Below are 16,056 nucleotides of genomic sequence, written 5' to 3' on the forward strand. Positions count from 1 at the left end.
CGGGTTGCAGCCTGAGTTACATTAGGCTGATGGCTGGTGACTGTTTAGGTCACCAGCCTTTTTGCGCTACAGGGGAGTGATGGCGTTTCGCACTGTTTGTCCGTCATTCCTCTTCAATATCTTTTTCTATCGACGCCTTAATATATCGCTCTCCTGCAAAGGTTCCCTGCCTAAGCAACGGCGATGAAATGATTTAAGAGTGATAGAAAGATGTATTGCATGGGGTGCTGCGCATCGCATGAAAAACAAAAAATAGTGTTGCATGAACTGTCCTTTTCAGGACGGACAGCGTGGTTCGACATGTCAGCTAGCTGAGGAACCCCATGGTTTACTCCTATACCGAGAAAAAACGTATTCGTAAGGATTTTGGTAAACGTCCACAAGTTTTGGACATACCTTATCTCCTTTCTATCCAGCTTGACTCGTTCCAGAAGTTTATCGAGCAAGATCCAGAAGGCCAGTACGGTCTGGAAGCAGCCTTCCGCTCCGTATTCCCAATCTCAAGCTACAGCGGCAACTCTGAGTTGCAGTATGTAAGCTACCGTTTGGGTGAGCCTGTCTTTGACGTAACTGAATGTCAGATCCGTGGCGTGACCTATTCGGCACCGCTGCGTGTGAAACTGCGTCTGGTGATCTACGAGCGCGAAGCGCCGGAAGGCACCGTAAAAGACATTAAAGAACAAGAAGTCTACATGGGTGAGATTCCACTCATGACGGACAACGGTACCTTTGTTATCAATGGTACTGAGCGTGTTATCGTTTCTCAGCTGCACCGTAGTCCTGGCGTGTTCTTCGACAGCGATAAGGGTAAAACGCACTCTTCCGGTAAAGTGCTGTATAACGCACGTATCATCCCTTACCGCGGTTCATGGCTCGACTTCGAGTTTGACCCGAAAGACAACCTCTTCGTCCGTATTGACCGTCGTCGTAAGCTGCCGGCCAGTATCATTCTGCGCGCGTTAAACTTCACCTCAGAACAAATCCTGGATCTGTTCTTTGACAAAGTCGTTTACGAAATCCGCGATAACAAACTGCAGATGGAACTGGTGCCTGAGCGCCTGCGTGGTGAAACCGCCTCCTTCGATATCGAAGCAAACGGCACGGTCTACGTTGAGAAAGGTCGTCGCATCACTGCGCGCCACATCCGTCAGCTGGAAAAAGACAACATTCAGCACATCGAAGTGCCAGTTGAATACATTGCTGGCAAAGTGGTTGCTAAAGACTACGTCGATCTGAACACCGGCGAGCTGATCGTTCCAGCGAACATGGAATTGTCACTGGATCTGCTGGCGAAGCTGAGCCAGTCAGGCCACAAGCGCATTGAAACGCTGTTCACCAACGACCTGGATCACGGTGCGTACATCTCCGAGACCCTGCGTGTTGACCCAACCAACGATCGCTTAAGCGCGCTGGTTGAGATCTACCGCATGATGCGTCCTGGTGAGCCACCAACGCGTGAAGCCGCTGAAAACCTGTTCGAGAACCTGTTCTTCTCTGAAGATCGTTACGATCTTTCTGCGGTTGGCCGCATGAAGTTCAACCGTTCTCTGCTGCGTGAAGAGATCGAAGGTTCAGGTATCCTGAGCAAAGACGACATCATCGAAGTGATGAAAAAGCTTATCGGTATCCGTAACGGTATCGGTGAAGTGGATGATATCGATCACCTCGGTAACCGTCGTATTCGTTCTGTTGGCGAAATGGCAGAAAACCAGTTCCGTGTTGGCCTGGTTCGTGTTGAGCGTGCAGTTAAAGAGCGTCTGTCTTTGGGCGACCTCGATACGCTGATGCCTCAGGACATGATCAACGCTAAGCCGATTTCGGCGGCGGTGAAAGAGTTCTTCGGTTCAAGCCAGCTGTCCCAGTTTATGGATCAGAACAACCCGTTGTCTGAGATTACGCACAAACGTCGTATCTCTGCTCTGGGCCCAGGCGGTCTGACCCGTGAGCGCGCCGGTTTCGAAGTACGTGACGTACACCCAACCCACTACGGTCGTGTATGTCCTATTGAAACCCCGGAAGGCCCGAACATCGGTCTGATTAACTCACTCTCTGTTTACGCGCAGACTAACGAATACGGTTTCCTAGAAACCCCGTATCGTCGCGTTGTTGACGGAAAAGTGAGTGATGAAATTCATTACCTCTCTGCAATTGAAGAGGGTAACTACGTTATCGCTCAGGCGAACACCAACCTCGCAGAAGATGGCAGCTTTGTTGACGATCTCGTCACCTGCCGTAGCAAGGGTGAGTCAAGCCTGTTCAGCCGCGATCAGGTTGACTACATGGACGTTTCCACCCAACAGGTGGTTTCTGTCGGTGCGTCACTGATTCCGTTCCTGGAACACGATGATGCTAACCGCGCCTTGATGGGTGCGAACATGCAACGTCAGGCGGTTCCAACTCTGCGTGCTGATAAGCCGCTGGTTGGTACCGGTATGGAACGTGCAGTAGCGGTTGACTCCGGTGTAACTGCCGTCGCGAAACGTGGTGGTACCGTTCAGTACGTTGATGCTTCTCGTATCGTTATCAAAGTTAACGAAGAAGAGATGTATCCGGGCGAAGCGGGTATCGACATCTACAACCTGACCAAGTACACCCGTTCTAACCAGAACACCTGCATCAACCAGATGCCGTGTGTCAATCTGGGTGAGCCGATTGAGCGTGGCGACGTGCTGGCAGATGGCCCGTCTACCGATCTCGGTGAACTGGCGCTGGGTCAGAACATGCGCGTGGCGTTCATGCCATGGAACGGTTACAACTTCGAAGACTCCATCCTCGTATCCGAGCGTGTGGTTCAGGAAGACCGTTTCACCACTATTCACATCCAGGAACTGGCATGTGTGTCTCGCGACACCAAGCTGGGGCCAGAAGAGATCACCGCTGATATCCCGAACGTGGGTGAAGCTGCGCTTTCTAAACTGGATGAATCCGGCATCGTGTATATCGGTGCGGAAGTGACCGGTGGCGACATTCTGGTTGGTAAGGTAACGCCGAAAGGTGAAACCCAGCTGACGCCAGAAGAGAAACTGCTGCGTGCGATCTTCGGTGAAAAAGCCTCTGACGTGAAAGATTCGTCACTGCGCGTTCCGAACGGCGTATCCGGTACGGTTATCGACGTGCAGGTCTTTACCCGCGATGGCGTGGAAAAAGACAAGCGCGCGCTGGAAATCGAAGAGATGCAGCTGAAGCAGGTTAAGAAAGACCTGTCTGAAGAACTGCAAATCTTTGAAGCGGGCCTGTTCGGCCGTATCCAGGCAGTACTGATCTCGGGTGGTGTTGAAGCTGAGAAGCTGGACAAACTGCCACGTGAGCGCTGGTTGGAGCTGGGCCTGACTGACGAAGAGAAGCAGAATTCTCTGGAGCAGCTGGCTGAGCAGTACGACGAGCTGAAGCACGAGTTTGAGAAGAAACTTGAAGCGAAGCGTCGCAAGATCACTCAAGGCGATGATCTGGCACCAGGCGTGCTGAAAATCGTTAAGGTGTATCTGGCCGTTAAACGTCAGATCCAGCCTGGTGACAAGATGGCAGGTCGTCACGGTAACAAGGGTGTTATCTCTAAGATCAACCCTATCGAAGACATGCCTTACGATGAGAACGGTACGCCGGTCGATATCGTACTGAACCCGCTGGGCGTACCATCGCGTATGAACATCGGTCAGATCCTGGAAACTCACCTGGGTATGGCGGCGAAAGGCATTGGTGAAAAAATCAATGCGATGCTGAAGAAGCAGGAAGAAGTCTCCAAACTGCGTGAGTTCATCCAGCGTGCTTACGATCTGGGCACTGATGTGCGTCAGAAAGTTGACCTGAACACCTTTACAGACGACGAAGTACTGCGTCTGGCAGAAAACCTGAAGAAGGGTATGCCAATCGCGACTCCGGTGTTTGACGGTGCGAAAGAGAGCGAAATCAAAGAGCTGTTGCAGCTCGGCGGCTTGCCTTCTTCCGGTCAGATCACCCTGTTCGACGGCCGTACCGGTGAGCAGTTTGAGCGTCAGGTAACCGTAGGTTACATGTACATGCTGAAACTGAACCACCTGGTCGACGACAAGATGCACGCACGTTCTACCGGTTCTTACAGCTTGGTTACTCAGCAGCCGCTGGGTGGTAAAGCGCAGTTCGGTGGACAGCGCTTCGGTGAGATGGAAGTGTGGGCACTGGAAGCATACGGTGCCGCGTATACCCTGCAGGAAATGCTTACTGTTAAATCTGATGACGTTAACGGCCGTACGAAGATGTATAAAAACATCGTCGACGGTAACCATCAGATGGAACCGGGCATGCCGGAATCCTTCAACGTACTGTTGAAAGAGATTCGCTCGCTGGGTATCAACATCGAGCTGGAAGACGAGTAAGTACTCGCAAGTACTGGTTACGGGACGTGCACTTCGGGTGCGCGTCCCTGAGAGTTCCACTCCGACGGGAGCTAATCCGTGAAAGACTTACTTAAGTTTCTGAAAGCGCAAACTAAGACCGAAGAGTTTGATGCGATCAAAATTGCTCTGGCCTCGCCAGACATGATCCGTTCATGGTCTTTTGGTGAAGTTAAAAAGCCGGAAACCATTAACTACCGTACCTTCAAGCCTGAGCGTGACGGTCTTTTCTGTGCCCGTATTTTCGGACCGGTAAAAGACTACGAATGCCTGTGCGGTAAGTACAAGCGTTTAAAACATCGCGGCGTGATCTGTGAGAAGTGTGGCGTTGAAGTTACACAGACCAAAGTACGTCGTGAGCGCATGGGCCACATTGAGCTGGCTTCTCCAACTGCGCACATTTGGTTCCTGAAATCACTGCCTTCGCGTATCGGCTTGCTGCTGGATATGCCACTGCGTGATATCGAGCGCGTGCTGTACTTCGAATCTTATGTGGTTATCGAAGGCGGCATGACCAACCTGGAAAAACGTCAGATTCTGACGGAAGAGCAGTACCTTGACGCGCTGGAAGAGTTCGGTGACGAATTCGACGCGAAGATGGGTGCGGAAGCTATCCAGGCGCTGCTGAAAAATATGGATCTGGAGCAAGAGTGCGAGCAGCTGCGTGAAGAGCTGAACGAAACCAACTCCGAGACCAAACGTAAAAAGCTGACCAAGCGTATTAAGCTGCTGGAAGCGTTCGTTCAGTCTGGTAACAAGCCAGAGTGGATGATCCTGACCGTTCTGCCGGTTCTGCCGCCAGATCTGCGTCCGCTGGTACCGCTGGATGGTGGTCGTTTCGCTACGTCGGATCTGAACGATCTGTATCGTCGCGTGATCAACCGTAACAACCGTCTGAAACGCCTGCTGGATCTGGCTGCGCCAGATATCATCGTACGTAACGAAAAACGTATGCTGCAGGAAGCGGTTGATGCACTGCTGGATAACGGCCGTCGCGGTCGCGCCATCACTGGCTCGAACAAGCGTCCGCTGAAATCTCTGGCAGACATGATCAAAGGTAAACAGGGTCGTTTCCGTCAGAACCTGTTGGGTAAACGTGTTGACTACTCTGGTCGTTCAGTTATCACCGTTGGTCCATACCTGCGTCTGCATCAGTGCGGTCTGCCGAAGAAAATGGCTCTTGAGCTGTTCAAACCGTTCATTTACGGCAAGCTAGAACTGCGTGGCCTGGCCACCACCATCAAAGCCGCGAAGAAAATGGTTGAGCGCGAAGAAGCTGTCGTTTGGGATATCCTGGACGAAGTGATCCGCGAACACCCGGTACTGCTGAACCGTGCACCAACTCTGCACCGTTTGGGTATCCAGGCGTTTGAACCGGTTCTGATCGAAGGTAAAGCGATCCAGCTGCACCCGCTGGTTTGTGCGGCATATAACGCCGACTTCGATGGTGACCAGATGGCTGTTCACGTACCGCTGACGCTGGAAGCCCAGCTGGAAGCGCGTGCGCTGATGATGTCGACCAACAACATTCTGTCACCCGCGAACGGCGAGCCAATCATCGTTCCTTCACAGGACGTTGTTCTGGGTCTGTACTACATGACCCGCGACAAAGTGAACGCCAAAGGCGAAGGCATGGTGCTGACTGGCCCGAAAGAAGCTGAGCGTGTTTACCGCGCTGGCCTGGCCGAGCTGCATGCACGCGTTAAAGTGCGTATCACTGAATACACAAAGAACGAGCAGGAAGAGTTCGTTGCGAAAACCAGCATTATCGACACCACCATTGGTCGTGCGATTCTGTGGATGATCGTTCCGAAAGGCCTGCCTTACTCCATCGTCAACCAGGCGCTGGGTAAGAAAGCAATTTCCAAGATGCTGAACACCTGTTACCGCATCCTGGGCCTGAAGCCGACCGTTATCTTTGCTGACCAAACCATGTACACCGGTTTTGCTTACGCAGCCCGTTCAGGTGCCTCTGTAGGTATCGACGACATGGTGATTCCAGCAAAGAAAGCGGAAATCGTAGCCGAAGCGGAAGCGGAAGTTGCTGAGATTCAGGAACAGTTCCAGTCTGGTCTGGTAACTGCTGGCGAACGTTACAACAAAGTTATCGATATTTGGGCCGCCGCTAACGAACGCGTTTCCAAAGCGATGATGGATAACCTGCAAACTGAAACCGTGATCAACCGTCATGGCGAAGAAGAGCAGCAGGTATCGTTCAACAGCATCTACATGATGGCCGACTCCGGTGCGCGTGGTTCTGCTGCACAGATTCGTCAGCTGGCCGGTATGCGTGGTCTGATGGCTAAGCCAGATGGCTCAATCATCGAAACGCCGATCACCGCGAACTTCCGTGAAGGTCTGAACGTACTCCAGTACTTCATCTCCACGCACGGTGCGCGTAAAGGCCTTGCGGATACCGCACTGAAAACTGCTAACTCCGGTTATCTGACGCGTCGTCTGGTAGACGTAGCGCAGGATCTGGTTGTTACCGAAGATGACTGCGGCACGTTCGAAGGCATCATGATGACTCCGGTCATCGAAGGTGGCGACGTTAAAGAGCCGCTGCGTGAGCGTGTACTGGGTCGTGTAACGGCTGAAGACGTTCTGAAGCCGGGCACTGCAGACATCCTGATCCCGCGTAACACCCTGATCGATGAGCACTGGTGTGATGTGATCGAACTGAATTCAGTCGATGCGATCAAAGTGCGCTCGGTTGTTGGCTGTGAAACCGACTTCGGTGTGTGCGCACACTGCTACGGTCGCGATCTGGCACGTGGTCACATCATCAACAAAGGTGAGGCCATCGGTGTTATCGCAGCACAGTCCATCGGTGAGCCGGGTACTCAGCTGACGATGCGTACGTTCCACATCGGTGGTGCGGCATCTCGTGCGGCTGCTGAATCCAGCATCCAGGTGAAGAACAAAGGTACTATTAAGCTTACCAACGCGAAGTCTGTAACCAACTCCTCAGGAAAACTGGTTATCGTTTCACGTAACGTTGAGCTGAAGATGATCGACGAGTTCGGTCGTACCAAAGAGAGCTATAAAGTGCCTTACGGTGCGGTTATGGCTAAAGGTGATGGCGAGCAGGTTGCAGCGGGCGAGACCGTAGCAAACTGGGATCCGCATACCATGCCGGTAATCACCGAAGTGGGCGGTTTCATTCGCTTCACTGACATGATCGACGGTCAGACCATTACGCGTCAGACTGACGATTTAACCGGTCTGTCATCGCTGGTGGTTCTGGATTCTGCAGAACGTACTGCGGGCGGTAAAGATCTGCGTCCTGCGCTGAAAATTGTTGATGCCAACGGAAATGATGTTCTGATTCCAGGTACCGACATGCCAGCACAGTACTTCCTGCCGGGCAAAGCGATTGTTCAGCTGGAAGATGGCGTTAAGATCAGTGCCGGTGACACGCTGTCGCGTGTTCCGCAAGAATCTGGCGGTACCAAGGATATTACCGGTGGTCTGCCGCGCGTTGCTGACTTGTTCGAAGCGCGTCGTCCGAAAGAGCCAGCAATCCTGGCGGAGATCAGCGGTATCATCTCCTTCGGTAAAGAGACCAAAGGTAAGCGTCGTCTGGTAATCACGCCGGTTGATGGTAGCGATCCGTATGAAGAGATGATTCCAAAATGGCGTCAGCTTAACGTATTCGAAGGTGAGCGCGTAGAACGTGGTGACGTCGTATCTGACGGCCCAGAGTCTCCGCACGACATCCTGCGTCTGCGTGGCGTCCATGCTGTTACCCGTTACATCACCAACGAAGTGCAGGAAGTTTACCGTCTGCAAGGCGTTAAGATTAACGATAAACACATCGAAGTCATCGTTCGTCAGATGCTGCGTAAAGCAACTATCTCGAGCGTGGGAAGCACCGACTTCCTGGAAGGTGAGCAGGCTGAATACTCTCGCATCAAGATCTCTAACCGTGAACTTGAAGCGAATGGCAAAATCGGCGCGACATTCATGCGCGATCTGCTGGGTATCACCAAAGCGTCACTGGCAACCGAATCGTTCATCTCTGCAGCATCGTTCCAGGAGACCACACGTGTCCTGACCGAAGCAGCAGTTGCAGGTAAGCGCGATGAACTGCGCGGCCTGAAAGAGAACGTAATCGTGGGTCGTCTGATCCCAGCCGGTACCGGTTATGCTTATCACCAGGATCGTATGCGTCGCCGCTCTGCGGGCGAAGCACCGGTTGCACCGCAGGTTACTGCGGATGAAGCCTCTGCTAGCCTGGCTGAATTGCTGAACGCCGGTCTGGGCGGAAGCGACGACGAGTAATTCGTCTGCTAAAGCTGACCAATAAAAAACCCTGCCTCGGCAGGGTTTTTTTTCGTCTTGATTTTGTCAGAACTTACGGCAGACATCTTCGCGTGTCAGTCCGATATCCCGCAGCTGATTGTCACTCAGTTTTGACAGGATGCGATGCGTTTCCCGCCGTGCTTTCCAGTGTTTAACCATACGTACTGCGCCACGGAAGATATCCAGTAAAGTGACATCAAAAGGTTTAGCCGCGCGGTTTTGATCGAATTCCATAATCCTTGCCCTCAGTAGGTTGCCTGAGATGCATTGTCCAATTCCTACGTATTATGATACAGACGCAAAAATCACTTATCTTTAACATACAGATTGCGCTGTGATGAATCTGAATGGTAATAATAAGGGCTATCTGTACTGGTTTGTCATGATCTAAGGCTTAGTGAGGCATACGATGACGCGCTACCAACATTTGGCATGTTTGCTTTCGGATCGAATTGAGCAAGGGCTGTATCGCAGCGGCGAGCGCTTGCCATCGGTGCGCACGCTTAGCCTGGAACACGGCGTGAGTATCAGTACCGTTCAGCAGGCATATCATCTGCTGGAAGAGAAACAGCTGATCGTGCCGCAGCCTCGATCCGGGTATTTCGTTGCAACGCGCAAAGCGACGCCGCCGATGCCCGCCATAACCCGACCGGCACAGCGCCCGGTGGAAATCACACAGTGGGAATCTGTGCTGGAGCTGCTCAGCAGCAGGACTAACAGCGATGTATTGCAACTCGGCAGCGGTATTCCCGATCTCACTCAGCCCACGTTGAAACCGCTGTGGAAAATTCAGAGCCGCATGGCGCAGAGGCAGGAAATTGATCAGCTCAACTATGACAGTTTGTTGGGCGTCGCGGCATTGCGCGAACAGGTTGCGCGTCTGACGATTGACAGCGGTTGTCAGCTCACGGCAGAAGATATCGTGATTACCACCGGCTGCCATGAAGCGTTGTCGATTTCGATTCGTGCAATATGCCAGGCCGGCGACATCATTGCGGTGGAATCGCCGACTTTCCACGGCACCATGCAAACCCTGCGCGGCTTCGGCATTCGCGCTATTGAAATTCCTACCGATTCGGTCACAGGCATCAGCCTGGAAGCGCTGGAACTGGCGTTCGAGCAGTGGCCGATCAAAGCGGTGGTGGTAGTGCCAAACTGCAATAATCCGCTGGGCTTCATCATGCCGGAATCTCGCAAACGTGCGCTGGTTACGCTGGCGCAGCGTTTCGATGCCGCGATTATTGAAGACGATGTGTATGGTGAGCTGGCGTGGGAATATCCGCGTCCGGTTACCATCAAGTCGTTGGACCACGATGGCCGCGTGTTGCTGTGCAGTTCGTTCTCCAAAACGCTGGCGCCGGGATTGCGGGTCGGTTGGGTGGCGCCGGGGCGCTATCGCGATCGCGTGCTGCATATGAAATACATCAGCACCGGATCGACGGCCACACAGCCGCAGCATGCGGTCGCCGAATTTATTCGCCTTGGTCATTATCTGCCGCACTTGCGGCGCATGCGTCAGGTGTATCAACGCAACTACGAAACTTTCAGCTGTTGGGTGCGCCACTACTTCCCGTGCGGGATTTGTGTGTCGCGTCCGCAGGGCAGTTTCCTGATGTGGATTGAATTGCCAGAGGCGTTTGACGCGGTCAGGCTCAATACCGAATTGCGTGAGCTGAACATGCAGGTTGCGGTGGGCTCGTTGTTTTCGGCCTCGGGCAAGTATCGCAACTGCTTGCGCCTGAATTATGGTTTGCCAATGAATGAGCATACGGAACAGGCGATAGCCCAACTCGGTGCAGCAGTAGAACGTGCCATGCTGGCTTGTAGTGTGGAAACCGTACATACTTCCTCCCTGACTATGTGAAGAAAGGCAGGGCTGGGAGAGGTTAAGACCAGCCCTGGCCCGCTGCAAGCGACAGCGGGCAGGCACACTTTAGCTTTATCAGGAAAGGGCGCTAGCCATCACATCACGCTGCTGCGCGACAGATTCCAGCGTTTCATCCTCACTTACCACGCATTACATTACTTTTGCAGGTTCGATTCCATTTTCCACCAGTGACAGCAACTGCTGCGTTGCTGCGCGCCAGTCTACGGCCTGGGTAATCGCACTCACCACCGCAATACTGCCCACGCCGGTAGCCAGCACTTCAGGCACGCGCGCCAGTGAAATACCGCCAATCGCCACGGTTGGCACATCCTGTAAACGCGACAGATGGCGTTTCAATTCCACCACGCCCTGCGGCGCAGATGGCATGTCTTTGGTTTGCGTAGGATAGATGTGGCCAAGCGCAATGTAAGAAGGGCGCAGCGCCAGCGCTCGATCCAGCTCGGCATCGTCATGCGTCGATAAACCCAGGCGCAATCCCGCCTCACGAATGGCCGCCAGATCGGCGACATCGAGATCTTCCTGGCCAAGGTGCACGCCATAAGCATGATATTTAATGGCTAAGCGCCAGTAATCATTGATAAACAGGCGTGCCCGATACTGTTTGCCAAGCGCAATCGCCTCGCGCACGGCATCTTCCACCTCATGATCTTCACAATCTTTGATGCGCAGCTGAATGGTGCGCACACCGGCTTCCAGCAAGCGCGCGATCCATTCCACGCTATCAACAACCGGATACAGCCCCAGTTTTGGGGCCGTGGCAGGAAAGGCGTCGGTCATACATTTTCCTCTTTAAGGGTATCGGCAGCGTGATAAAGCTCGCCGCCACGATTGCGGAAGGCATCCGACATTTGCGCCATTCCCACCTCAATCGGCTGAGCTTCAGCCTGCTGGCGGGCGGCAAACTCGCGCACTTCCTGAGTAATTTTCATTGAGCAGAATTTCGGGCCGCACATCGAGCAGAAGTGCGCCACTTTGCCTGATTCCTGCGGCAGAGTTTCATCGTGATAGGCGCGTGCGGTGTGCGGATCGAGCGCCAGATTGAACTGATCTTCCCAGCGAAATTCAAAACGCGCTTTCGACATCGCATTGTCGCGGATCTGCGCGCCCGGATGACCTTTCGCCAGATCCGCTGCGTGCGCGGCGATCTTGTAGGTGATCAGCCCTTGCTTCACATCCTCTTTATTCGGCAAACCGAGGTGCTCTTTCGGCGTCACGTAGCACAGCATTGCGCAGCCGAACCAGCCGATCATGGCCGCACCGATGCCAGAAGTGAAATGGTCATAGCCGGGCGCGATATCGGTGGTGAGCGGGCCAAGCGTGTAAAACGGCGCTTCGTGACAATGCTCAAGCTGTTCAGTCATATTGCGACGAATCATCTGCATAGGCACATGGCCCGGACCTTCAATCATCACCTGCACATCGTATTCCCAGGCGATTTTGGTCAGTTCGCCCAGCGTATGCAGTTCGGCAAATTGTGCCTCATCGTTGGCATCCTGAATCGAGCCGGGACGCAGGCCGTCGCCAAGCGACAGTGCCACATCGTAGGCGGCACAAATTTCACAAATCTCGCGGAAGTGCAGATAGAGGAAGCTTTCGGTGTGATGCGACAGGCACCATTTCGCCATAATCGAGCCGCCGCGCGACACAATGCCGGTCAGCCGGTTGGCCGTCATCGGCACATAGCGTAGCAATACGCCAGCGTGAATGGTGAAGTAGTCAACGCCTTGTTCCGCCTGCTCCAGCAGCGTGTCGCGGAAAATCGCCCAGTTGAGATCTTCTGCAATGCCGTTCACTTTTTCCAGCGCCTGATAAATCGGCACTGTACCAATCGGCACCGGGCTGTTTCGCAAAATCCACTCGCGCGTTTCATGGATGTAGCGGCCGGTTGAGAGATCCATCACGGTGTCTGCGCCCCAGCGCGTCGACCACACCAGCTTCTCCACTTCTTCTTCAATCGATGAACTCACCGCCGAGTTACCAATATTGGCATTTACCTTCACCAGGAAGTTGCGGCCGATGATCATCGGTTCGGATTCGGGATGGTTGATGTTAGAAGGAATGATGGCGCGGCCGCTGGCGACTTCCTGGCGAACAAATTCAGCGGTGATATTTTCCGGCAGATTAGCGCCAAAGCTGTGGCCCGGATGCTGCTGTAGCAGCACTTCACCGCGAATACGCTCGCGGCCCATGTTTTCACGCAGCGCAATAAACTCCATCTCCGGCGTGATGATGCCCTGTCGCGCATAGTGCAGTTGGGTAACCCGGCGACCCGCTTTGGCGCGGCGCGGTTGTGGCAGATGCTCAAAACGCAGGTGATCCAAGCCTTCATCCGCCAGACGTTGCTGCGTGTAGTTGGAACTTAGCTGGTGGATAGTTTCACTGTCCTCACGTTCTTCGATCCAGTTAGCGCGCAGCCTGGCGAGTCCCTGATGCACATCAATAGTGGCTTGAGGATCGCCATAAGCACCGGCGGTGTCATATACCGGCACCGCTTCATTCGGCTCATATTGCGGATGTTCTTTGCTACCGCCGATGTGTGTCGGGCTGAGCTGTATCTCACGCATCGGCACGCGAATATCCGCCCGGCTGCCGGTGATCCAGATACGTTTGGAGTTGGGGAAAGCGGTTCCTTGCAGGGAATCGATAAATTCTTGCGCCTGAGCGCGCTGTTCACGACGAGTTGTTTTAGCAGACATAGCAAGTTTCCGGTAAAGGTTGGAAGTTGCTTGTCCAGAGTTCGGAAGGAGTAACAGCGACGATGCTGGGCGCCAGCTTGCAACGTGCTGATGATGTCTACTCTTGTTCCCTTCGCAGGTACTAACCTGATCAGGTTCCGCGGATCCCGAATTAACGGTCTCAGCCCCGGAGGGCACTCCGACAAGGTTGTGTTTTACGATATAAGCTACTTTTATCGCAAAATTTGACTCTTGATTGTCGTTAAAGAAGACAATAAAAAAGCCCATTTAGCATAAGAGGGCTTTTCTTGAATAACAAGTTTTTTACAACTTCAGGATGTTAAGCCGGGCGGGCGATGACGCTGTCATTAGCCACCGGCGGGCGCGCCAGCAGGTGATCCCAGGCGAGCTGCACCAGCTTATCTTCCAGCGTAAAGCGCGATTCCAGCACTTCACCGACTTCGGAGAGCGCGGTTTGAAAATCCACGCAATTATCATCGTTAATCGCTTGCTGCAGATGGGTGTCGTAAAGCTGCATGATGCGATCGGTATTCGCCTCAAGTGCCGGATAAATCTGCGCGGCCACGATTAATGGGCTATCACCCTGCATCTCACTAATGATGTGTTCATACACACTGAAATGGCCGGTAGACAGGTAATCTACCAGGTTGTGACAAAACGCATCCAGCGCCTGTTCATCCAGCGCAGTTAACGCATCTTTTTGTGGCTTCATGCCAATAAGCTCGTAGTAAGTGACGAGCAGCTGTCGACGGGCGCGCAGCCATGAATCCACCAATTCATTTCTGCCACCGACACGCTCTGTCAGGTTCTCTAACTGGTTAAGCATATGGGGCTCCAGGTAGGTTATAGTTGTTTATTACACACTTAATATTAGGATTTCAGCGTGCGATTTGACGCTAAGGACAACGATTAAGATGCAACGTGAGATCTCAAGCTTAGACGCTGGTTGGTGGGTTGTCAGCCATGAGCAAAAACTTTGGATGCCGCAGGGTGAATTGCCGCATGGCTTAGCCAGCGATTTTGGCCTGAACGGCAGCAACGGCATGTTGATTGGCGAGTGGCAGGGCGAGAATGTCTGGCTGGTACGCGAGTCGCGCCCGGACAGCATGGGCTCGGTGCGCCAACTGATTGATGAGGATGTCGGCCTGTTCCAAATCGTCGGGCGTGGCGTGCAGCTGGCGGAGTTTTACCGTTCGCATCGCTGGTGCGGCTATTGCGGCCATGAGATGCACATCAGCAAACGCGAATTTGCCTGCTTGTGCAATCATTGCCGCGAGCGCTATTACCCGCAAATTGCGCCGTGCATCATCGTGGCCATCCGTCGTGGCGATGAGATCCTGCTTGCCAATCATGCGCGTCATCGCAACAACATCTATACCGTGCTGGCAGGGTTCGTCGAAGTGGGCGAAACCTTAGAACAAGCGGTAGCGCGGGAAGTGATGGAGGAGAGTAACGTGCGGGTGAAAAACGTGCGTTACGTGACCTCGCAGCCGTGGCCGTTCCCGCATTCCCTGATGATGGCGTATATGGCGGAATATGATGGTGGCGATCTGCAACACGACGGCAAAGAGCTGCTGGATGCCGGTTGGTATCGCTATGACAATCTGCCGCTGTTACCGCCGCCCGGCACGGTGGCGCGTCGCCTGATTGAAGATACTGTTGCCCTGTGTCGCGCCAGCGCGGCGTGAAAATGCTACACTGCCGGCCTTAGCATGAGAGAGCCCATTATGAGTGAACTGAAGAACGATCGTTATCTGCGCGCCCTGTTACGTCAGCCGGTAGATGTCACGCCGGTATGGATGATGCGACAAGCTGGGCGCTATTTGCCGGAGTACAAAGCCACGCGCGCTGAAGCCGGTGATTTTATGTCGCTGTGTAAGAATGCTGAGCTGGCGTGTGAAGTCACGCTGCAACCGCTGCGTCGCTATGCGCTGGATGCGGCAATCCTCTTCAGCGATATCCTCACCATTCCGGATGCGATGGGACTTGGGCTCTACTTTGAGACCGGCGAAGGCCCGCGTTTCTCCAACCCGATCACCTGTCGTGCGGATGTCGACAAACTGCCGGTGCCGGATCCAGAGCATGAACTCGGTTATGTTATGAACGCGGTGCGTACCATTCGTCACAACCTGAAAGGCGAAGTGCCGCTGATCGGTTTCTCCGGCAGCCCGTGGACGCTGGCAACCTACATGGTTGAAGGCGGCAGCAGCAAAGCCTTCACAAAAATCAAAAAGATGATGTACGCCGAGCCGCAAACCCTGCACAAATTGCTGGATAAGCTGGCGGACAGCGTGATTCTTTATCTCAATGCGCAGATCAAAGCTGGCGCGCAGTCGATCATGGTGTTCGATACATGGGGCGGCGTGCTGACCGGACGCGACTATCGCGAATTCTCGCTCTATTACATGCATAAAATCGTCGATAGCGTGCTGCACGAGAACGAAGGTCGTCGCGTACCTATTACGCTGTTCACCAAAGGTGGCGGCCAATGGCTGGAAGCGATAGCCGCGACCGGCTGTGATGCGCTGGGGCTCGACTGGACCACCGATATCGCCGATGCGCGTCGTCGCGTAGGTGACAAAGTGGCGCTGCAGGGCAACATGGATCCTTCCATGCTGTATGCACCGCCTGCGCGCATCGAGCAGGAAGTAGCCGGGATTCTTGAAGGTTTTGGCGCGGGCGAAGGCCACGTGTTTAACCTGGGCCACGGCATCCATCCAGACGTACCGCCTGAGCATGCCGGTGCGTTTGTAGAAGCGGTGCATCGTCTGTCACGTCCTTATCATCAGGGCTGATG

General features: G+C 53.8%; 9 protein-coding genes and 1 riboswitch. Of the genes, 5 read left to right on the plus strand and 4 right to left on the minus strand.

The features are described from left to right. Nucleotides 1-323 precede the first annotated feature (323 nt). Entirely contained in the window at nucleotides 324-4,352 is a 4,029-nt protein-coding gene (gene rpoB, locus AC6I8A_RS01260) for a DNA-directed RNA polymerase subunit beta (protein WP_256698086.1), read from the plus strand. Nucleotides 4,353-4,430: 78 nt separating this feature from the next. After that, complete coding sequence (gene rpoC / locus AC6I8A_RS01265; protein ID WP_008108402.1) at nucleotides 4,431-8,654, plus strand: DNA-directed RNA polymerase subunit beta'; 4,224 nt, start codon at nucleotides 4,431-4,433, stop codon at nucleotides 8,652-8,654. A gap of 66 nt (nucleotides 8,655-8,720) precedes the next feature. Here the strand turns inward: rpoC and AC6I8A_RS01270 are convergent, their stop codons facing one another. Then, nucleotides 8,721-8,909 (minus strand): DUF1127 domain-containing protein, encoded by a 189-nt coding sequence (locus AC6I8A_RS01270; RefSeq protein ID WP_008108404.1) that lies wholly within the window; start codon nucleotides 8,907-8,909, stop codon nucleotides 8,721-8,723. Between the two features lie 175 nt (nucleotides 8,910-9,084). On the opposite strand from AC6I8A_RS01270, the gene AC6I8A_RS01275 reads away from it, so the two are divergent. Beyond that, entirely contained in the window at nucleotides 9,085-10,539 is a 1,455-nt protein-coding gene (locus tag AC6I8A_RS01275; protein WP_256698087.1) for an aminotransferase-like domain-containing protein, read from the plus strand. 153 nt (nucleotides 10,540-10,692) lie between these two features. Here the strand turns inward: AC6I8A_RS01275 and thiE are convergent, their stop codons facing one another. From thiE to rsd, 3 genes are all read right to left on the minus strand, one after another. Continuing rightward, nucleotides 10,693-11,340: a thiamine phosphate synthase gene (thiE, locus tag AC6I8A_RS01280; protein ID WP_436333453.1), complete on the minus strand. Its 648-nt coding sequence runs from the start codon at nucleotides 11,338-11,340 to the stop codon at nucleotides 10,693-10,695. Next, the gene (gene thiC, locus AC6I8A_RS01285; RefSeq protein WP_497817897.1) at nucleotides 11,337-13,259 is read right to left on the minus strand and encodes a phosphomethylpyrimidine synthase ThiC; all 1,923 of its coding nucleotides are present in this window, start codon (nucleotides 13,257-13,259) and stop codon (nucleotides 11,337-11,339) included. Before thiC ends, thiE begins: the two co-directional genes overlap by 4 nt. Nucleotides 13,260-13,349: 90 nt before the next feature. Next, nucleotides 13,350-13,450: riboswitch (TPP riboswitch) on the minus strand. 128 nt (nucleotides 13,451-13,578) lie between these two features. After that, nucleotides 13,579-14,085: a sigma D regulator gene (gene rsd / locus AC6I8A_RS01290; protein ID WP_497817898.1), complete on the minus strand. Its 507-nt coding sequence runs from the start codon at nucleotides 14,083-14,085 to the stop codon at nucleotides 13,579-13,581. 88 nt (nucleotides 14,086-14,173) lie between these two features. Between rsd and nudC the strand changes: the two genes are divergently transcribed. Both nudC and hemE read left to right on the plus strand, forming a co-directional pair. Further along, on the plus strand, nucleotides 14,174-14,947 hold the full coding sequence (gene nudC, locus AC6I8A_RS01295) for an NAD(+) diphosphatase (protein WP_265303463.1): 774 nt from the start codon (nucleotides 14,174-14,176) through the stop codon (nucleotides 14,945-14,947). Nucleotides 14,948-14,986: 39 nt separating this feature from the next. After that, a complete protein-coding gene (gene hemE, locus AC6I8A_RS01300) occupies nucleotides 14,987-16,054 on the plus strand; it encodes a uroporphyrinogen decarboxylase (RefSeq protein WP_265303464.1) in 1,068 nt (355 codons plus the stop codon). The last annotated feature ends 2 nt before the right edge of the window (nucleotides 16,055-16,056 follow it).

Source organism: Pantoea sp. X-Soil-ISGK-275 (assembly GCF_059730795.1).